This is a genomic window from Rossellomorea aquimaris (assembly GCF_008180865.1).
GTDB classification, from domain to species: domain Bacteria; phylum Bacillota; class Bacilli; order Bacillales; family Bacillaceae_B; genus Rossellomorea; species Rossellomorea yichunensis.
This window is the reverse complement of record NZ_VTEX01000003.1, coordinates 75,890-100,362: the sequence shown is the minus strand read 5'-3', so window position 1 is coordinate 100,362 and position 24,473 is coordinate 75,890. Positions and strand designations below refer to the sequence as shown.

At 42.1% G+C, this 24,473-nt stretch carries 28 protein-coding genes; 14 read left to right on the top strand and 14 right to left on the bottom strand.

Annotated elements, in window-relative coordinates; translation table 11 throughout:
- The first annotated feature begins 174 nt into the window (after window positions 1–174).
- Window positions 175–558 (top strand): PaaI family thioesterase, encoded by a 384-nt coding sequence (locus FZC88_RS13240; protein ID WP_148995253.1) that lies wholly within the window; start codon window positions 175–177, stop codon window positions 556–558.
- Window positions 559–643: 85 nt separating this feature from the next.
- Window positions 644–1,012: a DUF2188 domain-containing protein gene (locus FZC88_RS13235; RefSeq protein ID WP_148995252.1), complete on the top strand. Its 369-nt coding sequence runs from the start codon at window positions 644–646 to the stop codon at window positions 1,010–1,012.
- A 58-nt stretch (window positions 1,013–1,070) separates the two neighbouring features.
- Here the strand turns inward: FZC88_RS13235 and mnhG are convergent, their stop codons facing one another.
- The 7 genes from mnhG to FZC88_RS13200 are packed head-to-tail and all read right to left on the bottom strand — an operon-like array spanning window position 1,071 to window position 6,829.
- Complete coding sequence (mnhG, locus tag FZC88_RS13230; RefSeq protein ID WP_148970747.1) at window positions 1,071–1,433, bottom strand: monovalent cation/H(+) antiporter subunit G; 363 nt, start codon at window positions 1,431–1,433, stop codon at window positions 1,071–1,073.
- Window positions 1,417–1,701, bottom strand: a complete 285-nt coding sequence (locus tag FZC88_RS13225; protein ID WP_113968950.1) for a Na(+)/H(+) antiporter subunit F1 — start codon at window positions 1,699–1,701, stop codon at window positions 1,417–1,419. The genes mnhG and FZC88_RS13225 overlap by 17 nt, the downstream gene beginning before the upstream one ends.
- On the bottom strand, window positions 1,701–2,177 hold the full coding sequence (locus FZC88_RS13220) for a Na+/H+ antiporter subunit E (RefSeq protein ID WP_148970746.1): 477 nt from the start codon (window positions 2,175–2,177) through the stop codon (window positions 1,701–1,703). Before FZC88_RS13220 ends, FZC88_RS13225 begins: the two co-directional genes overlap by 1 nt.
- 6 nt (window positions 2,178–2,183) lie before the next feature.
- On the bottom strand, window positions 2,184–3,665 hold the full coding sequence (locus tag FZC88_RS13215; RefSeq protein WP_148970745.1) for a Na+/H+ antiporter subunit D: 1,482 nt from the start codon (window positions 3,663–3,665) through the stop codon (window positions 2,184–2,186).
- On the bottom strand, window positions 3,658–3,999 hold the full coding sequence (locus FZC88_RS13210; protein WP_044338125.1) for a Na(+)/H(+) antiporter subunit C: 342 nt from the start codon (window positions 3,997–3,999) through the stop codon (window positions 3,658–3,660). The genes FZC88_RS13215 and FZC88_RS13210 overlap by 8 nt, the downstream gene beginning before the upstream one ends.
- Window positions 3,999–4,427, bottom strand: a complete 429-nt coding sequence (locus FZC88_RS13205; protein ID WP_148970744.1) for a Na(+)/H(+) antiporter subunit B — start codon at window positions 4,425–4,427, stop codon at window positions 3,999–4,001. The genes FZC88_RS13210 and FZC88_RS13205 overlap by 1 nt, the downstream gene beginning before the upstream one ends.
- The gene (locus tag FZC88_RS13200) at window positions 4,424–6,829 is read right to left on the bottom strand and encodes a Na+/H+ antiporter subunit A (RefSeq protein WP_148970743.1); all 2,406 of its coding nucleotides are present in this window, start codon (window positions 6,827–6,829) and stop codon (window positions 4,424–4,426) included. Before FZC88_RS13200 ends, FZC88_RS13205 begins: the two co-directional genes overlap by 4 nt.
- A 304-nt stretch (window positions 6,830–7,133) precedes the next feature.
- Here FZC88_RS13200 and FZC88_RS13195 point away from each other — a divergent pair, with 304 nt between their 5' ends.
- Complete coding sequence (locus FZC88_RS13195) at window positions 7,134–7,391, top strand: hypothetical protein (RefSeq protein ID WP_148970742.1); 258 nt, start codon at window positions 7,134–7,136, stop codon at window positions 7,389–7,391.
- Window positions 7,392–7,555: 164 nt separating this feature from the next.
- Window positions 7,556–8,131, top strand: a complete 576-nt coding sequence (locus FZC88_RS13190) for a DUF5366 family protein (protein ID WP_148970741.1) — start codon at window positions 7,556–7,558, stop codon at window positions 8,129–8,131.
- Window positions 8,132–8,165: 34 nt separating this feature from the next.
- On the opposite strand, the gene FZC88_RS13185 is transcribed toward FZC88_RS13190, so the two are convergent.
- Together FZC88_RS13185 and FZC88_RS13180 are read right to left on the bottom strand one after the other, a co-directional pair.
- Window positions 8,166–10,013, bottom strand: a complete 1,848-nt coding sequence (locus FZC88_RS13185; protein ID WP_148995251.1) for a transglycosylase domain-containing protein — start codon at window positions 10,011–10,013, stop codon at window positions 8,166–8,168.
- Between the two features lie 16 nt (window positions 10,014–10,029).
- Window positions 10,030–11,241, bottom strand: coding sequence for an MFS transporter (locus tag FZC88_RS13180; RefSeq protein ID WP_148995527.1), 1,212 nt, complete (start codon window positions 11,239–11,241; stop codon window positions 10,030–10,032).
- Window positions 11,242–11,496: 255 nt separating this feature from the next.
- On the opposite strand from FZC88_RS13180, the gene kapD reads away from it, so the two are divergent.
- Window positions 11,497–12,117, top strand: a complete 621-nt coding sequence (gene kapD / locus FZC88_RS13175; protein ID WP_148995250.1) for a 3'-5' exonuclease KapD — start codon at window positions 11,497–11,499, stop codon at window positions 12,115–12,117.
- Window positions 12,118–12,162: 45 nt separating this feature from the next.
- Here the strand turns inward: kapD and kapB are convergent, their stop codons facing one another.
- On the bottom strand, window positions 12,163–12,561 hold the full coding sequence (kapB, locus tag FZC88_RS13170) for a kinase-associated lipoprotein KapB (RefSeq protein WP_148995249.1): 399 nt from the start codon (window positions 12,559–12,561) through the stop codon (window positions 12,163–12,165).
- 94 nt (window positions 12,562–12,655) lie between these two features.
- Here kapB and FZC88_RS13165 point away from each other — a divergent pair, with 94 nt between their 5' ends.
- From FZC88_RS13165 to FZC88_RS13155, 3 genes are all read left to right on the top strand, one after another.
- Complete coding sequence (locus tag FZC88_RS13165) at window positions 12,656–13,396, top strand: peptidylprolyl isomerase (protein WP_148995248.1); 741 nt, start codon at window positions 12,656–12,658, stop codon at window positions 13,394–13,396.
- 214 nt (window positions 13,397–13,610) lie between these two features.
- Complete coding sequence (locus FZC88_RS13160) at window positions 13,611–13,814, top strand: hypothetical protein (protein WP_148970735.1); 204 nt, start codon at window positions 13,611–13,613, stop codon at window positions 13,812–13,814.
- Between the two features lie 177 nt (window positions 13,815–13,991).
- Window positions 13,992–14,522: a superoxide dismutase family protein gene (locus tag FZC88_RS13155; RefSeq protein WP_148995247.1), complete on the top strand. Its 531-nt coding sequence runs from the start codon at window positions 13,992–13,994 to the stop codon at window positions 14,520–14,522.
- Between the two features lie 131 nt (window positions 14,523–14,653).
- Here FZC88_RS13155 and FZC88_RS13150 read toward each other — a convergent pair whose 3' ends face one another.
- Both FZC88_RS13150 and FZC88_RS13145 read right to left on the bottom strand, forming a co-directional pair.
- Window positions 14,654–15,817: a MalY/PatB family protein gene (locus tag FZC88_RS13150; RefSeq protein ID WP_187443627.1), complete on the bottom strand. Its 1,164-nt coding sequence runs from the start codon at window positions 15,815–15,817 to the stop codon at window positions 14,654–14,656.
- 126 nt (window positions 15,818–15,943) lie between these two features.
- Entirely contained in the window at window positions 15,944–16,852 is a 909-nt protein-coding gene (locus FZC88_RS13145) for an alpha/beta fold hydrolase (protein WP_148970732.1), read from the bottom strand.
- Between the two features lie 199 nt (window positions 16,853–17,051).
- Between FZC88_RS13145 and FZC88_RS13140 the strand changes: the two genes are divergently transcribed.
- Together FZC88_RS13140 and FZC88_RS13135 are read left to right on the top strand one after the other, a co-directional pair.
- Window positions 17,052–17,552: an Lrp/AsnC family transcriptional regulator gene (locus tag FZC88_RS13140; protein WP_148970731.1), complete on the top strand. Its 501-nt coding sequence runs from the start codon at window positions 17,052–17,054 to the stop codon at window positions 17,550–17,552.
- The gene (locus tag FZC88_RS13135; RefSeq protein WP_148995245.1) at window positions 17,549–18,718 is read left to right on the top strand and encodes an aminotransferase; all 1,170 of its coding nucleotides are present in this window, start codon (window positions 17,549–17,551) and stop codon (window positions 18,716–18,718) included. The genes FZC88_RS13140 and FZC88_RS13135 overlap by 4 nt, the downstream gene beginning before the upstream one ends.
- A gap of 183 nt (window positions 18,719–18,901) precedes the next feature.
- Here FZC88_RS13135 and FZC88_RS13130 read toward each other — a convergent pair whose 3' ends face one another.
- Window positions 18,902–19,273, bottom strand: coding sequence for a helix-turn-helix domain-containing protein (locus tag FZC88_RS13130; RefSeq protein WP_148970729.1), 372 nt, complete (start codon window positions 19,271–19,273; stop codon window positions 18,902–18,904).
- Between the two features lie 130 nt (window positions 19,274–19,403).
- Complete coding sequence (locus FZC88_RS13125) at window positions 19,404–20,732, bottom strand: sodium-dependent transporter (RefSeq protein WP_148995244.1); 1,329 nt, start codon at window positions 20,730–20,732, stop codon at window positions 19,404–19,406.
- A 344-nt stretch (window positions 20,733–21,076) separates the two neighbouring features.
- Between FZC88_RS13125 and FZC88_RS13120 the strand changes: the two genes are divergently transcribed.
- From FZC88_RS13120 to yugI, 4 genes are all read left to right on the top strand, one after another.
- Complete coding sequence (locus FZC88_RS13120) at window positions 21,077–21,361, top strand: spore morphogenesis/germination protein YwcE (RefSeq protein ID WP_148970727.1); 285 nt, start codon at window positions 21,077–21,079, stop codon at window positions 21,359–21,361.
- A gap of 678 nt (window positions 21,362–22,039) precedes the next feature.
- A complete protein-coding gene (locus FZC88_RS13115) occupies window positions 22,040–22,597 on the top strand; it encodes an RNA polymerase sigma factor (protein ID WP_148995243.1) in 558 nt (185 codons plus the stop codon).
- The gene (locus FZC88_RS13110) at window positions 22,590–23,846 is read left to right on the top strand and encodes a hypothetical protein (protein WP_148995242.1); all 1,257 of its coding nucleotides are present in this window, start codon (window positions 22,590–22,592) and stop codon (window positions 23,844–23,846) included. The genes FZC88_RS13115 and FZC88_RS13110 overlap by 8 nt, the downstream gene beginning before the upstream one ends.
- Before the next feature lie 195 nt (window positions 23,847–24,041).
- On the top strand, window positions 24,042–24,458 hold the full coding sequence (gene yugI / locus FZC88_RS13105; RefSeq protein WP_044338107.1) for a S1 domain-containing post-transcriptional regulator GSP13: 417 nt from the start codon (window positions 24,042–24,044) through the stop codon (window positions 24,456–24,458).
- Window positions 24,459–24,473 lie beyond the last annotated feature (15 nt).

Below are 24,473 nucleotides of genomic sequence, written 5' to 3'. Positions count from 1 at the left end.
AACATAACCCCTTTCTTAGGAATGCTCTAAGGAAATGTATGAAAAGGAAGGGGGAATTATTCATAACAAAGGTAGAAGGGAAGAACGGATATGCCCTTTTAGGCAAAATAAAGGATTTTCACAAGCGTTATAGAACAGATAGTAGAGAAGAAAATATTATGAGGTGATGCACACATGAATTTGGAAAATACATTAATCAGTACATTAGGAATTGAGTTTGTGGAACTTGGGAAAGGGAGAGTAATTGCGACGATGCCGGTGAATGAAAACACCAGGCAGCCATTCGGATTCCTTCATGGAGGAGCATCAGTGGCACTTGCAGAAACGGTTGCGAGTGTCGGAGCTGTGGAATTAATTGACCTGGATAAGGAGATCTGCTTCGGATTGGAGATCAATGCCAATCATATTAAAGCAAAGCGTGAAGGTCTTGTTACTGCCACAGGAACGGTGATGCACCAAGGGAGAACCACAATGGTTTGGGAGATTAAGATCACGGATGAGAACGATCAATTGATTTGTGTTTCAAGATGTACGATGGCAGTTGTGCCAAAACGCTAAGTGGAAATCTTACATATCCGAATGTTTAAAAAGTGAATGAATGGGAATTCAATAACTAACCAATTGATTAGGAGGCTTTTATTTAATGAGTTGGACAAAAAATGATTATCCCGATTCACTGAAAAACCTGCCTGCGGATGTTCGGAACAAAGCCATTGAAATTGCCAATGCTCTTCTCGATGAAGGGTATGAAGAGGGACGTGCGATTGCGATTGCAACGGACCGGGCCCATAAGTCTGAAGAAGGTAATACTTCGGGTAAAACCGAATATCATGTCAGTCCACATGACGACGGCTGGCAGTTAAAGAAAGCAGACGGACAACGTGCCATCCTGGTAGAAGAGACGAAGGATAAGCTGTTGTCCAAGGCGAAGGACTATGTGACGGATCATACCGGCACGCTTGTTGTACACAAGCAGGATGGAAGTGTTGAGAATCACTTGTATCAGCGATAGGAAAAAGGCTTGACCACCCGAGATCTCTCTCGGGTGGTCAAGCCTTTTTGTATGTTTCTTATTGACTGTTTTGACGATCGTATTCTTTTTTATCTTTCAGATCATCCTGGACACTTTTGTCCCAGAGCTTAACCCCTGAATTATAGGCAGCCCTTGAGATGAGGTGTCCGGCGACCGGTGCTGTCACAAAGATGAAGACGATTGTCAGAATCAGTCTCGAATTAAAGTGCCCATGCTCCAAATAAAAGTAAAGGAATGTTGCCAAAAGAATCGACATCACGCCGAGTGTCGCACTTTTAGATGCCGCATGATTTCTTGTATAAACATCCGGGAGTCTCAGTAACCCAAAGGCAGTGACCAGGCTGAGAAACCCTCCTACTACTAAAAAGAACCCGATGAAAAATCTAATGATCTCGCTCACGTTCGATGATCTCCCCTTTCTCTAAGAACTTTGAAAAGGCAACGGTTCCTAAGAAAGCCAGAATCCCGAGAAGGAGAATAACTTCCAAAAAGGCGTAAGTATCGAGCATCATGGATACGAGGGCGATGATGGCAATCAGGTTGATACCGATTGCATCCAGGGCTACCACCCGGTCGGGGGTGGTTGGTCCTTTCACAACCCTGTATACAAGTCCCAGCATGGATAGGGAGACGCATAGCAGTGTGATTTGAAAAATCGTGTGTAACATTAGCGACTCACCTCCATAATGGCTTTTTCAAAGGAATTTTTAATTTCATCAATGGCTTGATCCACATCAGGGATATCGATGGCGTGGACATATAGGATCTTATTATCATACGATACATCCATCACGAGTGTCCCGGGTGTTAAGGTAATGAGATTAGCTAATAAGGTAATCTCCCAATCTGTTTTTAAATCTGTCGGTAATGCGAAGATTCCCGGTTGGAAATCAAGCTTGGGTCTTAGTATCGTTTTTAAGACCGAGATGTTAGCAAGGATCAGTTCTTTTAAAAACAGGAAGAATAAATTGATCACGGCAGCCACGCGTAATAAATAAAATCGAGAGTTGAAAAATCTTCTGAATGCAAAAATCACAAGCAATCCTAGCAAATAGCCAATAATAAATGACTGAGAAGTAAAGGATACCGAAAGAAACATCCAGACAAAGGCCAGGAAAAAGTTTAATAAAATTTGAAATGCCATTCTACATTACTCCTTTAACACTGCGTCTATATAGAGATTCGGATTTACCAGTACTTCTGCTGCTTGTGAGAATAAAGGACGGACCGCCTCGGCACCAAAGCCGTAACATACGGCTAACACGACGAGTATTGCGGAAGTCATCCATAAATAACGAGCATGACCTTTTGAAACTCCGTTGTATTCTTTCGGAGTTCCCCATATACCGTTCAGGAAGATTTTGATAACAGAATACAGTACCATTAGACTCGATGCCAAAATGACACCAGCACCTAAATACGCTTCTGCAGCAAAGCTTCCTCTGAGAATTAATAGTTTCCCTATAAATCCACTCAAAGGAGGGATCCCTGCCAAGGAGAAGGCTGCCACAAGGAACGTCCAGCCGAGCCACGGGTACTCTTTAATGAGTCCGCCCATTTTCTTGAGGTTGGTTGTCCCGGTTATGGCAATCATCACTCCGACCAGGAGGAATAGAGCCGCTTTAATAATCATGTCATGAACGAGATAGTAAACCGCCCCTTCTAATGCTTCAGGGTTCATGGTTGACACCCCGAACAATATCACACCAACTGCAATGATGATGTTGTAGATGATGATCTTCTTAACATCCCAATACGCGATGGCCCCGATACAGCCAAGGATGATTGTCAGGATGGCTAACATGCTAAGGATTTCATGAGTGAACCCAGTATCATGATAGAAAAATAATGTATACGTACGTAGAATCGAATAGATCCCTACTTTAGTCAGTAAGGCTCCGAACAAAGCAAGCACCGGTGTTGGTGGTGCATAATAAGAGCCAGGCAGCCAAAAGTAAAGCGGGAAAATCGCTCCTTTTAATCCGAAGACCAGCAGGAACATGATAGCGATCGCTGTAAGGATTCCCGGTTGATTTACTTCAGCAATCTTTCTCGAAATATCTGCCATATTCAACGTACCGACTACAGAATATAAATACGCCACAGTAATGACGAATAAAGCAGAGGAAATGACATTCACGAGAATGTACTTGATCCCCTCACGCAATTGAGCCTTTGTTCCACCGAGAACTAGTAGTACATAAGAGCTCATCAGCATCACTTCGAAAAAGACGAAGAGGTTAAAGATATCCCCGGTTGTAAATGCCCCGTTCACTCCCACCAATAGGAATTGAACAACAGGGTAGTAGTAGAAACGTTCTCTGTCGGCTCCGATAGACTTAAAGGAGTAGAGTAACACAACCATTGTAATCATACTCGTCGTCGTCACCAGTAAAGCAGAGAGCATATCAGAAACGAGTGTAATCCCAAAGGGGGCCACCCAGCTTCCTAAGTTAATCGTTTGTATTCCATCATTGTAGATGGTGTTGATGAGTACAAGGGATGCTGCAATGGTAGCCAGAGTCGATAGGCTTGAAATTCCTCGTTGTACCTTCACATATTTGCTGAAAAACATCAAGATAATCGCCGTAAATAACGGGATTAGAATAGGTAGTATTAATAAGTTAGTCATTTCCTTCGTTTCCTCTCATTTGATCCATATTATCCGTTCCAAGCTCTTGATATGCACGATAAGCAAGAACAAGGAAGAAAGCTGTCACTCCAAAGCTGATAACAATCGCTGTTAAAATCAATGCTTGTGGTAACGGATCGACATAAGATTTTGCGTGTTCTCCAAGAAGAGGTGCAGCTCCTCCTTTTAGACCACTAATGGAAAGAAGTAAAAGATGTGCGCCGTGACTCAATAATGCTGTTCCAATGATGATTCGGAGCAAGCTTTTGGATAACATTAAGTAAACGGCGATCGTAATAAGAATTCCGACAACAATGGCCATTAATATTTCCATTATTCGCTCACCCCAATCGTTTGAATAATGGTCATCGTGACACCGATAACAACTAGATACACTCCCGTATCAAATAAGACGGCTGTATGCAGGGATGTCTTCCCTAACAGTGGAAGATGGAAATAATCGTACGCATGTGTCAGGAAAGGCACATCAAACAGAAGTGCCCCCGCAGAAGTTGCCACTGCCAGGAGTAAACCAATCGCAGTTATGATTTTATAATCCACCGGCAGGATATTAGCTACCGTTTTGATATCATACGCCAACAACAGTAGTACAAGTGCTGCCGAAGTCATCAAGCCTCCAATAAAGCCTCCACCCGGGGTATAGTGCCCGGCGAAGAAAAGTCTCAGAGAAAACAGGATAATGATGAATGCGACGACGTTCGTTACGGTTTGTAAGATGACGTCATTCGTTTTTGTTTTCATCCTTCTTTCCCCCTTGTCAGACGCAATTTTATCATGGAGAAAATTCCAAGTGCGGCAATCGCCAATACACAAATTTCAAACAATGTATCAAATCCACGGAAGTCAACGAGTATAACGTTTACCATATTCTTACCGCCCGCTTCTTCATATACATTCTCGATGTAATAGCTTGAAATCGAATCGAAAAGTTTTGTGCTGTATGCAGAAATCGCAAATAATGTAACGACCAGACCCACACCGATCGCAATCAATGCATTTCCAAGCTTAAACCTCATTCGTTCTTCATGCCTGCTTAATGGAGGCAGGTGATAGAAGCAGAGTAAGAATAGAGCAACAGAGACGGTCTCGATCACAAGCTGCGTCAGAGCCAAGTCTGGAGCACGGAATAATACGAAGAATAAAGAAACCGTATATCCGGCAGCTCCCAGTGAAATGATGGACGTCAATCGTGATTTGGCGAACAAGATGGTTGCAGAGCTAATAACAAGGAGAAGCGCTATGGCCACCTCATAGATCCCGATTGGAGCCAAATCATCCGTATTGATCGCAAATGCTCCTTTGAACCACATGCTAAACAACAGTACGGCAATTAAGAAGGAGAAAATATATACGAGATACGTACGGATAAATCCTGTCATATAGCCTTTTGTAAAGTTGTAAGCTCCGCGTTCGGTTCCGATTAATCCACCATCATAAAATGAATTCAAGGTGAAACGTTCCGGTATCCAAGAGTATATTTTTCTCCATCTTGGAAGCAGGAGATATAACAGAATTCCAAATAGAATGACTCCAAAGGTCATAAACAGTTCAGGCGTAAAGCCATGCCAGAATGAAATATGGGTTTTGACTGCATGTCCTTCCTGAATCAGGCTCGGAGTGATGGAAGCTACTGCCGGAGCGATGATTCGTTCTGAAAGGATATTTGGGAAGAAACCAAAAATAATCACAAGTGAAGCCAGGATAATTGGAGAAATTAACATTCCAAGTGGAGCTTCATGTGGTTTCTTTTCCAGTTTCTCCGGTTGATGCTTCCCTGTAAAGGTTTTAAACACAAGAATCATGCTGTAAATAAACGTGAACACACTACCGACCCAGGCAAGGATCGGGAAAATCATGCCTACTGTATCCAGGTTGAATATATCCATTTCAAGTACCCTTACCATCCCTGTAAAGAACATTTCTTTACTAAGGAAGCCATTAAATGGAGGAAGCCCTGCCATGGAGAAGGCTCCGATGATCGCAATGGTGAAGGTGATCGGCATGAAATTCATCAACCCGCCAAGCTTACGGATATCCCTTGTGCCTGTTTCATGATCAATAATTCCGACAACCATGAACAAGCTTCCTTTGAAGGTGGCGTGATTAATCAAATGGAAAACGGCGGCAAGGGTAGCAACCATATAAATATTCTCGTCTAATTGACTGTAGTGAAGAGCAGCTGCCCCGACTCCCAATAAAGACATGATAAGACCAAGTTGACTGACGGTTGAAAATGCAAGTATTCCCTTAAGGTCTGTTTGTTTCACTGCATTAAAGGAACCCCAGAATAGTGTAAAGATACCGAATCCGCCAACAAGCCACAACCATACACTTGATTCAGCGAATACAGGACTCAAGCGGGCAACAAGATAAATACCGGCTTTAACCATTGTGGCAGAATGCAGGTACGCACTGACCGGTGTCGGTGCCTCCATGGCATCCGGTAACCAAATGTGGAACGGGAATTGAGCGGACTTCGTGAAAGCCCCCAACAGGACCAGAAGTAATGCTGGAAGGAAAAGTGCTTCTGTCATTAACTGATCGGATTGCATGACTAATTCCCTAATGCTGAAGGTCCCGCTCATAAGATAGAGAAGTAAGAATCCCCCAAGCATGCTCAGTCCACCAAAGACGGTAATGAGCATGGATTTCTGGGCTCCATATCTTGACCGCTCACGGTGATACCAGTAGCCGATCAATAAGAATGAGGAAATGGATGTGAATTCCCAGAACATATAAAGAACGATCAAGTTATCAGATAGGACAACGCCCAACATCGCTCCCATGAACATCATTAGGTATACATAAAAATTATGTAGTTGTTCTTTCTTCTTATCTAAGTAATAAATCGAATACAGGACAACTAGTGAACCGATCCCTGTGATGAGCAGGGCGAACAGCAATCCGAGTCCGTCAACGTAGGCAATGAAGTTGATACCGAAGGACGGCATCCACTCCAAGGTTTCCTTGACGGTATCTCCATTCTTAGTGATGGAGATGAATTGGAAAAAATAAGTAAACAAAGCGACTGGTAGCAGTAATACGAACCAACCAGTATGTACATTCCGAAATGCCTTATAAAGAAATGGAATGAGTATGGCAAATAAAAAAGGCGATACAATAGCCCAATGTAACAAAGTCATATAAAACCCCCCTCATGTAAAATTCATTTATTCTAAAGCATGGTCTAATGTCTTTTCTGTTTTTAAGCATGCATCTTCTTTCAAAAACCTCGACCGAAGCTGAACCTCAAAGAGCATTATAACGTAAAAAATAGATGCTTGCATTACTCAGGATTCCATTCGTATCAGATTGTTCATGAAGTATTAAATATGTAGATAGACGGAAAATACCATCGGAATTTTGTTGGTTTTTTTCGGGCAATTGAACCGATTACAGAATAGTTTCGGTCAAATTGGAGAATCCTATCCATAAGGTGGTGAAGTTATGAAAAAGAAAACTGTAGCGGTTACGACCATATTCTTTACTTTTTTTGGCTTTGCGTGGTTAATTGAATCACAAGATCGGTTTAATAGAGGCATGATTGAAATGGAAGACCCGACCAGTATGAACATCAGACCGGTTCAATATGGTGAAACGGAAGAAGTGGAAGAAGAAATGACGAATGACCCCATTCGGCAAAGACAACCATTTGGATCCAGAGAATATATCCGTGTCGTGCCACATTCCAATCCTCAGCAATAAATGACTGTCCTTTCTGCAATCATCGAAGGGCGGTCTTTTTGTGCTTTCCCTGAAATAAGTGATAGGCATATAGTCACTGTTCCTTCTATTTCTATACCCTTTTCAAGATACTCATAAACGATTATGATGAGAGTGGTCAAAGAATCGTTATGGGAGAGTTATTAGTGAAAAATACATATTTAACAAGCTACTTGCCCCTTTTCTCTATATTATTATTTAGCCTTACATTTTCCGTTTATGGCGTGGAGGTTTTCGTAGACATCTTTAAGAAGATTGGTGTCTATCCAGGAATGAGGGAATTTTTATCGGATATGCAATTGAAGCTCGCGATATTGATACTATTAATGGTTGCTTTTTTTATGGTCTTTGCTGCCTTGAAGCTGATAGCGGAGACGATCAATGGTATTTCGATGCTGTTTTTCTCCATGGATTCAGATGGAGAATTGTATAACCGTGTTCGAACAGGATCGATGATATATTTTATCGGTGGCCTGGTGTCTGTTCTGAGTCTGAAATCCTTCCTGGGATTGTTGATTATCTTTGTGTTGAGCTCGGTCGTGTATTTTATTTATTTTGTTTATAAAATAAGTCCATCCCTCTCGAAAATGGGGATCTTCGGTGTCGTTGGTTTACAGGTGTTTTCATGGTCATCCTTATTTTTAACGATATTCTTTGTATGTTTGAAATTATACAATGGTGTGATGGCGAGTTTGCCGGTTATGTCGAAAGTGAAGTTATAGACAAAGAGTCTGCAGCCGTGCTGCAGACTCTTTGTCATTCCATGATTTGCTTCCAAATCTTATGACTTGGACGCTGTTGTTCAATATGACTCATATTACGGGGAATGTCATGCCCCACCCATACACCGGTAGTGAATGTATCTGTTATTCCCATGACCCAATAGTCATGATAGTTATTGGTGGTTCCTGTCTTAATCCCGACATAGGGCTTTGATACGTAAGCGGCTCTCCCGGTTCCGGAAGTAGCGGCTTCGCCCAGCATCTTTCTCATTTTAGAGGTTGTATCTGCGGACCAGACCGTTTTCGGCTCGTTTTTCCATTGATAAAGGATGTTTCCTTTATTGTCCTTCACATGAATGATCGCATGACTTTCCTGGTACTTCCCATCAATAAAGGACGTATAAGCATCCGTCATTTCAAGGGGGCTCATCCCATAAGTGAATCCCCCTACGGATGCTGCATAGGTTTGATCCTCGCTTAACACCTTCTCAAATGAAAAAGGGGATAAGGATTTGAATGCTTCTTCTATGCCTGTTTTTTCCATCAAACGCAATGAAGCGGCGTTATACGATTGTGCTAACGATTGTTTTATCGTAACGGTTCCGGGCTGGGCTCCTCCATAGTTTATCGGACAATAGTCACCTATACAGTACCGGTTCGCATTTATTTTTTCAGTGATGGAAGCCCGGTAGCTCTCGATATAAGGACCATAAACGAGAAGTGGTTTAATCACTGATCCAGGCTGCCTGAAAGCTTGAAATGCGTGATGAAAGTTATATTTCTGGTAGTTCCTGCCCCCGGTCAAAGCCGCGATGGTCCTTGTCTTGTTATCGATGGTGACAGTGGCCCCTTGTAACTCTTTCTGAAGCTGTCCATTTAAAGCGTTCACACTTTTTTGCTGCAGCTCAGGGTTCAGTCCGGTTTGAATTTGAACTCCTGAGGATATCACTTCTTGGAAACGTTCATCGAGCTTCTGTGCAACTTTCTCCTTTTCCTTTGGAGAGGAGGCATTTGCCAGTTCCGCTTTGTAGCCCTCGTGAATCGAAATCAGTTCTTTTAATTCACTTTCCACATAGAAAGCATAATCAGGATATAAATCGATTTTTTTACGTACATTTAAGCTAATCGGTACTTTTTTCATTTTTTCCGCTTCTTCTTTGGATAGCTTACCCGTACTGACGAGAATATCCAGAAGACGTTCCTGACGAACTTTCGTTTGATCGAAATGATCGATGGGATCATATTTTCCCGGGTTATTGGGAATCGATGCAATGAACGCCATCTCTGCCTGATTGAGTTCCGGTACACTCTTCTGGAAGTAATACTGTGACGCAGTTTCAATCCCGTAAACGCCATTACTGAAGTAAATGACATTCAGGTAAAGTTCTAATATTTCATCTTTTGATAACGATTTTTCAATTTCATGGGCGTAAAATAACTCGGTCAATTTACGATTGTACGTTTTTTCCTGCCCCAGATACAGGTTTCTTGCAAGTTGCTGCGTAATCGTGCTCCCACCCTGTTGGATGTGGGTGAACACCAGGTTTTTCACGACAGCCCGGAGAATCGCTCCTGCATCGAATCCGACATGTTCATAAAAATGCTGATCCTCTGAAGCGACAAGAATATCCTTCATGAAAGGGGGGATCTGCTCATCAGGAATATATATTCGGAACGGGCGGTTCACTTCCGAAAATTCCTTCCCGTTCTGATCAAGCAGTAAACTGGTACGATTTAGATGTAAGTTATCGGTCCTTACCGAGTGTTCTAATTCATCTTGAAAGCTTTGTACTTTGTTCCATTCATCCGTCGTAAAAAATAATGTGGTAAAAAAGATGAACATAACACTAATTACCGTTAGATAACCTGCGAAAATTCTCATTTCTCACTCTACTTTTCTAGTAATCTTTCACATGGCTGGTTGTTTCAGAATGACGCATACTCCACCATAATAATCCAAAAGCGCATAAGAATAAAGCACCTGTTACATAAAAAACGGAAGAAATACCAATATATCCTGACACGACCCCGCCAAAAGCAGGTCCGACCACGTTTCCGAGAAAACGAAAGCTCTGATTATACCCGAGTACTTCCCCTTGCATACTGATGGGGGCTTCCTGACGGATATAAGCGGTCACACATGGTATCATCCCGCCGATCGCGATGCCGAACAAGAAACGGAACAGGACAAGCTGCCACAGTTCTACAGCCAGTGCTTGGGGTACGATGAAAATGGAGGCTAGGACAAGGAGGATCGATAACACCTTTTCATAACCAATATCATCACCAAGCTGCCCCCATCGCCGTGTCGCAAGTAAATTACCAAACCCGGTTGCAGAGAAAGCAATTCCTGCCAGAAATGCCAGATTTGTAGAAGAGGTAAGTTCATCTACATAGAGGGCGAGAAGAGGCTGGATGCTAAAGTTTGCTACCTGGATAAGGAATGACAATAAGAGAACCGTCACTAATAATCTGTGACTGAAAATATGCTGAAGCACTTCAATACTTGAATACTTGTTTCGCTGGTTCCGTTGCTCTTTGCTCCTTTGCTCGTCAATGCCAAGTAAAACAACGGTTGCTGCAATGGCAATGGAGATGGAGGTGAAAATGAATGTGTAGGAAAAGCCTACATTATCAGCGAGTAACCCACCGATGACTGGACCGAATAGTCCTCCTGAAACAGTTCCCATTTGCAGGGTGCCAAGCGTACGTCCTGCTTCTTCCTTCGGAGTCTGAGCCGAAATAAGGGCCATTGAAGTGGGAATGAAACCTGTCACCGCACCCATGATCATACGAAGGACGAAAAGCCCCCAAACGGAATCCATGAAGCCCATCAGAAAAATCGATGTGGCAATTCCATACCCTGTAATAAGAAGGATCGGTTTATAGCCGAAGCGGTCTCCGATTCGTCCCCATAAAGGAGAAATAAAGAAAGCTGTTAAGAATGTAACCCCGAACACAAATCCTGACCAGCGTTGAACGTATTCATGACTGTACGTACCAAAGGTTTCAATATAAAGAGACAAAAACGGCAAAACCATCGTCGCACTTGCCGCAACCAGAAAATTGGCCATAAGCATAATCGTCAAATTCTTTTTTTTGATTGAAATGGTTAACACCTTCTGTATAGATTTTATTTCGTATACCTAAATATTCATTTTATTAAAGATTGAGGCTCCAGTCTACCGAACAACATTTATTCACGGGGAAAACCGGGAAATAGTCATAATTTATAGGTTCATCATGATATAATGTAAGAATAAGAAGTGTGGAAAATTGGAGTGAGTACCGATTTTATTTTTATGATGAATTCTTTTTATTATAGATAAATTGGGGTCTTATCTAGATTTTGAGGAGGGAGTATAGTGGCGAAACCGGAACAGCTTGTGTTTATAGATTTTGAGTTTTCTATGCCGGAACGACATAGAGTCCCCAAAGGTTTTTTTCCTGAGATTATTGAAGCTGGGGTTGTGGTGGTTGCGAAAGGGAAAGTGTCCGATTCGTTTTCATCTTATGTGAAACCGACTGCGTTTCCCAAACTGACCAACCGCTGTAAACGGTTCTTATCGATTAACCAGCAGGAAGTCGATTCGGGAATCTCATTTCAATGTTTGATTGACTATTTTTCCGGGTTGAATGCAAGAGGGATCGACAAAGTAGTGACGTGGGGAAACATGGATATGAAGGTACTGCGTGATAACTGTACACAGTCCGGCATTCCATTTCCTTTCCAAGCTCAATTCGTCGACTTATCCATGGAATATAAACGATTCTTTGGTGATCAAAACCAAACCGGACTATGGAAAGCAGTCCAGGAATACGGGAGGGAAGGAGTCGGAAAGCATCATAAAGCCTTAGATGATGCCCTCACCACCCACCATATCTACAACCTGGTCGAAAAAGACAAAAAATACCTCGATAAAGCGGAACCAACCACCATCGGGGAAAGAATAGACCTGTCCAAATTTTACAACCAGCTTGCATAACGAGATGAGGGACGGACCTTCCTGAGGTCCGTCCCTCATCTATGTTTAAAATGTCAGGCTATACATCAATTCGTATTCCCTTTGAATCGACCCGAGTGTTTCCAGGCTCTTCTTGGCGTGGGGGGTTGGGTCTTCTGCCAGCTCTTTCTTCAGTGTAAGGTATGCAGAGACCAATGATTCATTATAATCTGGAATGTTCCCATCAAACGGCTTCACCATCTTCTCGGGCATATTCGCCTGCTCGCGGTGTGCAAGGGCTTTTCGTTCGTGAAAAATTGGAACGTCCACTTCCTGGGGATTGTGTAGATCGCCTTGCCGTGGATGCTTCAAGACGGAGAGAATCTTCACCACATAGGCTCCTGGCCGTTCTCCGGTTACTTCCCCGATATACTTGCCCGTTTTATAAAAAGCTGTGACATAATCACCAATTTGTATGTTTTTCATAAAAAACCTCCTCTAATACTTCAATCTTTATTATAATGAAAGCGGAATGAATGTTGAAAGAACTACTATAAAGGTAACATGTGGAGGTACATATATGAAGCGTCTGATGATCGTGATCCTGTGTTTATTAGGTTTAGTACTTGCCTCTTGTGGACAAACAGAGAAGGAAGATTCCGCTAAAGAAGAAACACAACAAACAGAAGCAAACAAGAATACGGCAGAAGATTCCAAAGGAGATGACACAATGACATACCCTCAGCTTACAACAGAAGTTGCTGAAAACGAAAAATTGGTAGAAATGAAAACCTCGATGGGAACGATTAAGATCAAGCTTTTCCCTGAGCAGGCACCTAAAACCGTCGAGAACTTCATCACTCATAGTGAGAACGGTTATTATGACGGACTTAAATTCCACAGAGTGATCAAAGACTTCATGGTCCAGGGGGGAGACCCGAATGGAAATGGAACGGGTGGGGAAAGTATTTATGGTGAATCCTTTGAAGATGAATTTTCACCTGAATTATTCAATCTTCGTGGTGCCCTTTCCATGGCCAATGCCGGACCGGATTCAAATGGAAGTCAATTCTTCATCGTGCAGAAGGATGACATCGACCCACAGTTTGAAGAGCAAATGAAATCAGCTGGTTTCCCGGCAGAAATCATCGAGGCTTATATGGAGAATGGTGGAACCCCTTGGCTTGACCAAAAACATACGGTCTTTGGACAAGTGGTTGAAGGAATGGACATCGTCGATGAAATGGCCAATGTAAAAGTTGGTGAGAACGATCTTCCAAAAGAAGATATCGTGATTGAAAATATTAAGGTTGTAAAATAGTAGTGAGAGAGCTTTGAAACCTATTGAGGGTTTAGGGCTCTTTTTTTTTGGGTGGAGGCTCTACTAGGGTAATCTGATATTTCCTCGGAAATTGTCGAGGCTTGTTTCAGGGCCTGTTCATTAAATCGTTAAAAACGTAGCGATTTCAAGTTGGTTTGTTCTTTACGGTGTTGGTATAATAGACGAAGAGTTTGTTTTTTGAAAGGAGCTTACGATGCTTTCTTATTATGTATTAAACTTATTTCTATATTTTCCTGAAGATAAGTCGGAATATATCCCTGCAAGCATTACGATGGCCATCTTCTTAATAGCTGCCTTATTGACGTTCCGTTTAATTATAAAGGTTTCAAAACGTGAAGAATTGAAAACGAAGAAGATGGAAGAGGAAGCCGGGAAGCATAACAGGGAATCAGAATAAAAAGAGTGGAACACGCTTAAATGTATAGGCGTGTTTTTTTGTTGTATTGATTCAACACTACTTTCATCTATTACCGCCTCTGGCCCATTAGCTTCTTTTCCGGTGAAAAAGAGGAATACTTTTTCCCTCAAACGTCAACAATGGTGTAAGAGTATGCAGATTTGGAGGAAGTGCAAAATGAAAAAATCATCACTATTATATATGATCATGATAAGTGTACTACTTGGGGCATGTGCCATCGAAAACCCTAAAAAGGTAGAAGTGGAATTAAAAAATGAGAACGGGGATTCACTTGGAAAAGCGACCCTGCAAGAGAAGTCGGATGGAGTGGAAGTCGGATTGGACCTTGAAGGTTTGCCCCCCGGTGAACATGGGATTCACATCCACGAAAAAGGTGTATGTGAGCGACCGGATTTTGCATCTGCAGGAAATCACTTCAATCCTGATGATAAAAAACATGGACTTCTTCATCCTGAGGGAGCACATGGAGGAGATCTTCCTAACATCATTGTCGAGGAAGATGGCACAGCAAAAGTCAAACTTATGGCAGGTGGTGTCACCTTGACGAAAGGGAAGACGTCCCTTTTCACCAAAGATGGGACGTCTTTGATCATCGATGAAAACAAAGACGATGGGATGACCCAGCCTTCAGGCGATTCCGGTAAACGTATTGCCTGCGGGGAAATTGTGAGTGATAAGAAGAAGTAGAACAAGGCGTGGGTTTTGCAACAAAGTTTGTACCTGGTACAAATGACTTGAAATGTACCAGGTACAAAAAGTTGAAAATATAATTGAAAAGTTGAAAATAAAAGTGCAGAAGTTGAAAATAAACCCCTCGATTAGCCCAAAGCTTTTCGCAACCTCTCCAACCCATCCATCAACGTTCCTCTTGGACAGGCAATATTCATTCTAACAAAGCCTTCCCCACCAGGTCCGTATTTTGTTCCCGGTTCCAATGCGAGTTTTCCTTTGTCCAATAAACGCTCCTTCAGCTCTTCATCAGAGAGTTCCATCTTTGTACAATCTATCCAGAGCAAATAAGTTCCTTCAGGGTCCACCAATTGGAGTTGGGGCAGGTGATCCCCAATGAATTCCTTCGTGACTCTCACGTTTTCCTGCAGGTACACAAGTATTTCTTCCAGCCATGCCCCGCCAAAGCGATAGGCTGTTTCCATTCCGACAATCCCAAACGTATTGAGAGTGAAGAAGCCCTGTTTTTTATGAATGGCGGCGATTTTTTCCCGGAGATCCGGGTTGGGAGCGATCATGGCTGAAGCCTGTAATCCTGCAAGATTGAAGGTTTTGCTTGGTGCGATGCACGTGATCGTTATATCTCTGAACGAGTCATGAAGAGAAGCCAGTGGAATATGGGTATGAGTTTCATAGACCAGATCTGAATGAATTTCATCCGACACGATCATGACATTGTACTGATGGCATAATTGAGCAATTTTCATTAGCTCTTCTTTCTTCCATACCCGACCGCTCGGATTGTGTGGATTACATAATAAAAAGAGCTTCACACCCTTTTTTAAAGCTTCTTCAAACGCATCAAAGTCGATAGAATATCTTCCGTCAACATAATCCAGTTGAGCATTTACAATTTCCCGGTCATTGTCCTCCACCAGGCTGAAAAAGGGTGTATAGACAGGGGATTGTACGAGCACTTTATCTCCCGGAACAGTAAGTGCCTGAATAATCGTGGAAATCGCCGGTACGACTCCAGGACTGTATTGGATCCACGTCTTTTCAATGTCCCAGCTGTGACGTTTTTTGACCCATTCCTTAATGCTTGCTGCCGTTTCATCTCCAACAAAGGTGTAACCAAAGATCCCGTGTTTCAGCCGATCCTGCAGGGCATCCAACACATCTTGTGGCGGCAGGAAATCCATATCAGCCACCCACATGGGCAGAACATCTTCACTCCCAAACACTGTCTTCGTCAGGTCCCATTTTACGGAGGAAGACCCTTTTCGGTTGATGATTTCCTCGAATTTACTCACGAATTTGTCCCCTTTCTGAATATGTAATGATTAATATAATCATATGATGGAATCGAAAAAGATGAAAATGATTTGTTTATCGGATCGTGTTCGATTTAACTTTTAACATAAAAAAGGGACTTCTCCCTACGTTTCAGATATGAGCGTTTGGGAAAGTCCTTTTTTGTATAGCGGTTGTGTCTCGGAATCCTCTGTAATTCCTTCAAGAGATGCTGATACAAATTGATGGATGTGCTCCAATACTTCTTCAGGCTTCTCTTCAGGAACGAGATGTCCTGTATCTTCTAAAACCACGAGCCTTGAGTTCGGGATATCCTGTTTCAGCTTATGTCCCGTGGATAAGGGGACCACTCTGTCATGTTCTCCCCAGACAAGGAGGCAAGGTGTTTGAATGTTGCGCAAATCGCTCTCCGTTAAATCTCCTTCACGATCTCGAATCATCCTCGTCAATGCCTTGAAAATATCATCCTCCAGAAATGGTTTCAGATACCCAAACATCATTTCATCATCGATCATCCTTGAATCATGTACAACATTTTCAAGATTATTCCGTACCCCTGATCGTGTAAGCCACAGTTTTACATACAGATGGAAAAAGGGAATATGGCTCAGCATCGTGACAGGCCACTTCATTTTCTTAAGATAGCCGGAGCTGCACAGGAGTACGCCCTTTTCGACTAGGGAAGGTGCTTTTTTCATCACGTTCAGAGCTATCTGACCGCCCATTGAATGACCCGTCAGGTGGACATTGCTAACATTCAAGTGGTCTAATAAGGCGATGACCGTGTTGGCCAGATTGTCGTAAGAATAGATAAATCGATTGTTCTTTTCGCTGTTCCCAAAGGGAGGGAGATCGATGGAAATGACATTATAATTTTCTTTCAAAAGAGGAGTAAGCCGTCTAAAGCTAAAGGTTGATGATAGAAATCCATGAAGAAGGACGAAGGTTTCCGTGGCTTCGGGATGCTGATGATGTTCAAAATAAACATTGGCACCATTCACCTGAACCACCTTTGCAAAGTCTTGTTCTTGCATACTTCGTCACTCCTCTCTACTAGTTTACAGATATTTTACCCCTATTTCGGCATTTAACACCTGAATTCGAAAGTTGTCTCATATCCAATTGTAATTATGGATGTAATGGGGAAAATAGACTTAAAGTGAGGATCCCTCTTTTCATAACAGTTACTTCTGATATAATAAAACCATTTAGTGGTGATGAGGAGGAAGCAGAATGCAACTAAGAGAAATGGAGCTTGATTTGGTAAGGATTTTACAGAAAGATGCCAGGATTTCCTCAGAGAATATAGCGAAAATGCTTCAAGTAACAACAGAGGAAATAGAGAATGCGATTGAAAGACTGGAAAAAGACAATGTGCTTGTCAGATATAGTTCCGTTGTGGATTGGTCCAAAATAGAAGGGCATGAAGGGGTAACGGCGATGATCGATGTAAAAGTCGCTCCGAAAAGAGGAGTGGGATTCGATGAAGTTGCCCATCGTATTTATCGTTACAAAGAAGTGAAAAGTGTTTATCTAATGTCTGGGGCATATGACCTTTCTGTAACTGTGGAGGGTCGGACCATGCATGAAGTTGCTACATTCGTTTCTGAAAAGCTATCTACTCTGGATTCCGTTTTATCTACAACAACTCATTTTCAATTGAAGAAATACAAGCATGACGGCACCATCTTTGGTGATCATGGTGAAGATAAACGAATTGTGGTGTCTCCATGAAAACAAAGACATCTTACATATCTCAATCCGTGAAAAATTTAAAGCCTTCCGGCATCCGGAAATTCTTTGATTTGGCAGCAAATATGGAAGGGGTCATATCGCTCGGGGTTGGAGAACCGGATTTCATTACCTCCTGGACGGTGCGGGAAGCTGCAATTCTTTCCTTGGAGCAAGGCTATACCTCCTATACAGCGAACGCAGGCCTACTGGAGCTAAGGGAGAAGATTGCCGCGTATATGAAAGAGGGCTACTCCGTAGACTACGATCCTAAAGATGAAATCATTGTGACGGTCGGTGCCTCTCAAGCCCTTGATATCAGCCTGCGGGCAATCATTGATCAAGGAGATGAGGTCATTGTGGTGGAACCTGGCTTCGTTTCCTATGTACCACTTGTTCAATTGGCAGGTGGAGTAGCCGTAACTGTCGGAACCAAGCCGGAAAATGACTTCAAAGTCACAGCCGAAGAACTTGAAGCAGCCGTCACTCCGCGTACAAAAGCCGTCTTATTATGTTCGCCCAATAATCCAACGGGGACGGTCCTTGAAAGAGAGAACCTGGAAGAGCTAGCAGAGGTGGTTCGAAAGCATGATCTGGTTGTCCTTTCAGATGAGATTTACTCTGAGCTTGCTTATGATCATCGCCACGTGTCCATTGCTTCTTTAAAGGACATGAGAAAAAGAACGCTTGTAATCAATGGATTTTCGAAAGGGTTTGCCATGACTGGCTGGAGACTGGGGTTTATTTGTGCTCCTGAAGAGATCGCTTCATCCTTACTTAAAATTCATCAATACGCCATGATGTGTGCGTCCACCCCTGCTCAGCATGCTGCTGTGGAGGCACTCGATAAAGGGATGGATGATGTGATGGAAATGAAGAGAAGCTATCGTCATCGACGACACTATTTTGTTGACTCCCTCAATGAGTTCGGATTAACCTGCCATACCCCTGGGGGAGCATTCTATGCCTTTCCTTCCATTAAAAAAACAGGAATGTCTTCAGAGGAATTTGCAGAAAAGCTTCTTATGGAAGAGAAAGTTGCCGTTGTACCCGGTAATGTGTTCGGTAAAGGTGGAGAAGGATATATTCGTTGTTCTTATGCCTCAAGTATGGAGCAGCTGCAGGAAGCCGTGAAACGGATGAAGCGTTTTGTTGAGAATCATAGTTAGAAAATGAAGGGTACCAGGCACAAAAGAACACATTTGTGCCTGGCAACTTTTTTAATTGGGCAAAAAAAATAGGACGATAAAATATCGTCCAACAAATGAAAACAAAAGGGGGAATACTTAGAAAGCTTATTTTCAGTATGACCCCTTTTTTTACTATCTATACATCATTTCATAAAAAAGTTTTTAGCTTTCGCTCTTTTCATATTTCAGTTCATACAACATTTGCATGACACGAAGGAAATCTTCTTCAGAGAATTCCTTCGCCTTACGGAGTATCAGCTTTGTTCGTTTTGGTCCCAATTCTTTGATCAGCAGTTCCATTTCAGCGTCAACGCCTGTTGGAGGGTGATCTTTTACTTCCCGTTCCAGCAGTTCGGAAGCAGGTATATCAAGTACAGTTGAAAGCTTAAGAATCGTTGGTGTATCGGGAATCTGAAGATCGGATTCATACTTTTCAATCGTCTTCGTGCCTAGTCTGGCCCTTAAAGCAAGCTCCTGTTGAGATAGTTTGCGCTCTTCGCGTACCCGTTTTAAATTCTCACCAAAGTGTGACATGCTAAAGTCCCTCCCCATAGAATACCTTCCTTATATCTACAGTTTATCACCATTTGGAAAAAAATAGCCCTGCTTATCGTGAACAAAATGTTAAAAATGAAAGGTCCGTCTTCAGTGACGGACCTCGCATTTAAGATATGAAAACAAGTATGATGGCTACTGGTACGATGTAGCGCAATAGAAAAATCCAGCTGTTGAACAGGGCCGGTGATATAGACGAACCAGATTGGATTTCGCTCCATACATCTTCTCGCTTTAATCGGTAGGAGACGAAAATACTGATCAATAATGCCCCGATCGGCAATCCAAAATTACTCGTAATATAATCGGCAAAGTCAAAGAAGTTCTTTCCTTGAATGAGGAAATCTCCGAATACACCAAATGAAAGGGCACTTGGAATACCTGCAAAGAAAACCAGTATTCCGATTAGCCATGTAAATGGCTTTCGTTTCGATTGATCCCCTTTCGACAGGGCTGCGACCCCGATTTCAAGTATGGAGAAAGCAGATGTCAGGGTTGCAAACAACAGTAAAATCAGGAACACTGTTAAGAAAATGCCACCGAATGCAATTTCATTAAAAACGGCTGGCAGGACAACAAATGCAATTCCCGGTCCTTCATCCGGTTGGAAACCAAGGGCGTACACAGCAGGGAAAATGACCAATCCTGCCAATAATGAAATAAAGATATTTAATCCGGATACACTGATGGCGGATCGTGGCATGCTGTCCTCTTTTGAAAGATAGGATGCGTACGTCACCATGACAGAAAGTCCGACCGTAAGTGCAAAGAATGCTTGTCCTAACGCAAGTAAAACCGTTTCCCCATTTAAATAGCTCCAGTCCGGCAATAACAGGAAGCGGACACCTTCCATCGCACCTTCCAAGGTAAGGGACCTGATCACTAAAATAATAAATAAGATAAATAATGCCGGCATCATATAACGGCTAGCCCGTTCGATCCCTTTTTGAATCCCGCCTTGTACGACAAGTATTGTAATGACAATAAAGAGGAATTGTGCAATTAGCACTTCTTTTGGATTTGCAATGATGCTCTCGAATAAGGTTCCGTACTCCTCTTGAGATTTCCCGATTAAAGAGCCTGTCACACTCCGGGCCAAGTAAGAAAGGATCCATCCGCCTACAACACTGTAAAAAGATAATATGATAAAAGAAACAACCGTTCCCAAATAGCCGATCCAGTGCCAATAAGACTGAGGGGCCAATTTTTTATAGGAAGTAACGGCGTCGGCCCCCGCCCGTCTTCCGATAACAAACTCTGCCAGAAGAATGGGCGCACCGATCAAAACGGTGAAAAGGATAAAGAGTAAGAAGAAGACACCTCCTCCATTTGCACCTGCCATATACGGGAATTTCCAAATGGCACCGAGCCCTATAGCAGAACCGGCCGCCGCCAGAATGAAACCAATCTTAGAAGTCCATTGTTCTTTTTTGGCCAAGTTTAAGATCCTCCTTTCAAAAAAATAAGATTTTTCAATCGTACTATGTTTTACACCCCCTGTACACCGGATTTTTAAATTTTCAATATATAAGAAAAATGGGGGTAAATGCCATTAAATAAGTGATAGCGAACATTATGGCAACATGTATTTCCATTTATTATGTGTGAAAACGGTTGTAAACATTACAATTAACCTAATTTCTAGAAAACTAGTCAAAAACATGCTGAATGGGCTGGAATTTTCTCTAAAATGTAGTATACTAATTGTAACAAAACGTTCACAAATTATTCTTTTTTTCGCCATAATTGAAAGCGTTTACTACCAGATTGGAGGAATTTACTATGGATGTATTTCTTGTATATCTATTTATCGCAACGGCTACTCCACTATTTCTTTGGATAGAACATCGTAAGTGGGCGGTTCTTCATATCCCATTTGTTATAGCCTTGTGGGCAGTGTTTATTTATTACGTAGCGGTTCCTGAACTTGGAGGATGGGGACATGTAACGCTTTGGAGCCTGTTTGTTGCCAACCTTGCCTTCGCTCATATCGCAGCCTTCATGCTTTATGCCTTGCCATTTATCCAAAAGCAACGAAAGAAGAAATCAATCACTGTAAAGAATTAGTCTGATCCGATGTTCATTGGGTCAGGCTTTTTTTTTGTCTGTTTTAAAGGTTCTATTCGTAAAGTTTGTTGCTATTGTAGAGGAGAAAGTAATAGTTGATTTCCGCTACAGGATGCTCGCTTTCCGCGGGGCTGGCGGTGAGCCTCCTCGGCTGCGCCTCCGGGGTCTCACCTGTCCAGCTATTCCCGCAGGAGTCGATCATCCTGCAGCGAGAATCAACTTTCTAAGCATGTACCCTTAATTGAAATCAATATAACAAGAATTTTAGCAAGCAATTTCATTTAAGGTAAATAGAGATTGAATTTCATTTTAAGGTGGAAGGAATATTTTATTCTAGTTACATTGTTTTCTTGCACACCTTGTAGCTCTGTCATGAAAATACTGTTTAAGATGGTGAGGGGAACTGCGTAGACTCCTGCGGAAGTACGGGCGTGCCGAGACCCCGGAAGCGAAGCTGAGGAGGCTCGGCCGAACGCTAGCTACAAGCGAAGCAGTTCCCCTCACCATCAGAGAACACACTGATTGACAGAGCCAAAGCAGTTCCTATGTAATTTAACAACAATCTTTGCAAAAAGAACTATTTTAAAAGAATGAATTTAATGGTAAATAAATGAAACAAAATCTACCTTACGAACGTTACATAAATGAAAGCATCAAAGAGAAAGGGGGAAGGTACGAGTGGAAAATGAGCACTTGATCGAACGTGCAAAAAAAGGAGACCTGCAGGCATATAGCCATTTAATCACATATTATTCTCCCATCGTTGAACGGTTTGCCTATCAGATGGGGAATTCCATCGCTGATATACCAGACATCACCCAGGAAGTATTCATTCGTGTATACAGGTTTCTGGACGGGTTCTCTTATGCGAAGTTTACAACCTGGCTTTATAAAATCACTTTGAATGTGTCGAGGGACTTTAAACGAAAAGAAAATCAGCATAACAATCGGGTGAAAAAAATCGGAAATGAACCTTCAGAAAACGTCATTACTCCTCAAGAACGTATCCTTAGGCAGGAAGAGGATCGCATGCTGCACGAATGCATTCAAAAGCTGGATGGTAAATATCAATTACCGATCATCCTTTACTATTTTCATGAAAAGAAGTATGAAGAAATGGCTGAAATACTGTCAATCAATTTATCTACTGTCAAAACAAGACTTTTAAGAGGGAAAAACCTCTTGAAAAAAGAATTGGAAGAGGCTGAAAAAAGGGAGGGGAGATTGAATGGATGACAAGATGCTTGAAAAACGCATGGATTTATTGAATCAATCGTATAAGAAAATTCCGGATCAGACCAATCCCTCAGACATCATACAAGCCATAAAACAAGAAGGAAAATCCCAAAAGAAGCGACCACTAATTCATTGGCCGTACGTCGCAAGTTTCATTGGTGTCCTTCTGATCGGTGCGGTTCTCATCCTGCAGCTTACGATGGATGGATCGGGAAGACAGAATGGGAATCAAGCTGATTTTGCCGGTGAGTCAGACCAACGACTTCAAAAGGAGATAGAAGATGCGAAAGCTCAATATGATTTAAGGAAAACTCAAGCAATGGAGCGGCTCGGGTTTTCGGAAGGCATATTTAATTCGACAGGGATCGCACGGGATGCAGGGAGGCAACTCACATATATCGAATCCATTCCAAAGCGGGACTTCTCAAATGAAAGAAAAGTGGAGTGGGTCCAGAGAGCGAGTGACGAGTTGACTCAGATATTGACTACTCCAGATGTGATGATGAAAAATCTGAAAGCTCCTTTAACGAAGGAAGAAGCAGAAGTATGGGTTGATGATTTTATTAAAAAGGAACAAGATATCCTCCCGCTATATGAGGATGAGTTGAATAAGTATGGAGAATATTGGAAGCCTTATGTTGAGAACGGAGAATTCAATATGAAGGAGTTCAACCATATGAAAAACGACTATCCCCCCAAACTATGGTTGTTACGGGATGGAATATTCAATAATGCAGTTAAGCTATCGTATAACAGTGAAACGGACCGGCTTGAAACTACATTGGATGTGGAGTACTTCAGGATGATCACGAATCGTGAAGCCTTACCGGAAGGATATGAATTGTATATGATTACCCGTTTTGTTCCAGTCATTAAAGCAGGTGAATTTACAGGGACATGGAAAGAAGCAGCTGATCGCTTGATGGACTACGAAAAGATATTAAAGGAACTGCCGGATGACTCAAGGTTCAGGGTAGAAGTGAAGCATGAATACGATCTTCTCTATCAATACTTTACAGATGGAAATGTGTATCAGCCCATCTTTAATGGAAGTGATAAATTGAAATCACATGTAGAAGAAACCTACCGATATATACTGAAAGAGTACCCAGATTACACAACATCCCTTCATCTGAAAGAGGTATATGATGAGTTAAGGCATGAAAATTTCGTTAAGCCAGATCGTTGGGTTCAGACGACACCGGTCATTTTGTCTTCAGAGACAGAAGAACTATATAAAGAGCGCTAAGTTTACTCTGTTTTAATAATTTTAATAATTGGGAAGCATAACTAGTGAGAAAGCAATTATAGGTGGAAAATCGAAGAAAATGGGTTTAGTTGCAGAGGTCTGATAGAATAAACTTTTGCCGAATCACGGATTCTATGATATAATCTACAATTGCGTGTAAAGACGAAAAATAATATATATACTAGGAGTGTTACCATGACTACAAAATTCGAAACAGGAACTGTTGTAACAGGTAAAGTTACAGGCATTCAACCATACGGTGCGTTCGTTGCACTTGACGAAGAAACACAAGGATTAGTCCATATCTCTGAAATCACTCACGGCTTTGTTAAAGACGTTAGCGAGCACCTTTCAGTAGGCGACGAAGTAAAGGTTAAAGTATTATCAGTGGACGAAGCAGCTGGTAAAATCAGCCTTTCTATCCGTGCTACAGAAGAAGCTCCTGCAGCACCACAAGCAAAACCTGCAGCAGCGAAAAAACCTCGCCGTCAAGGTCAAGGAAGTGTAAAGCAAGCTAACGAAGAAACAACACCAGCTGGCTTCAACACTCTTAAAGACAAGCTTGAAGAGTGGATCGAGCAATCAGAACGTGAAGATTTAATCAAAAAATAATACAATTTTTAAGAA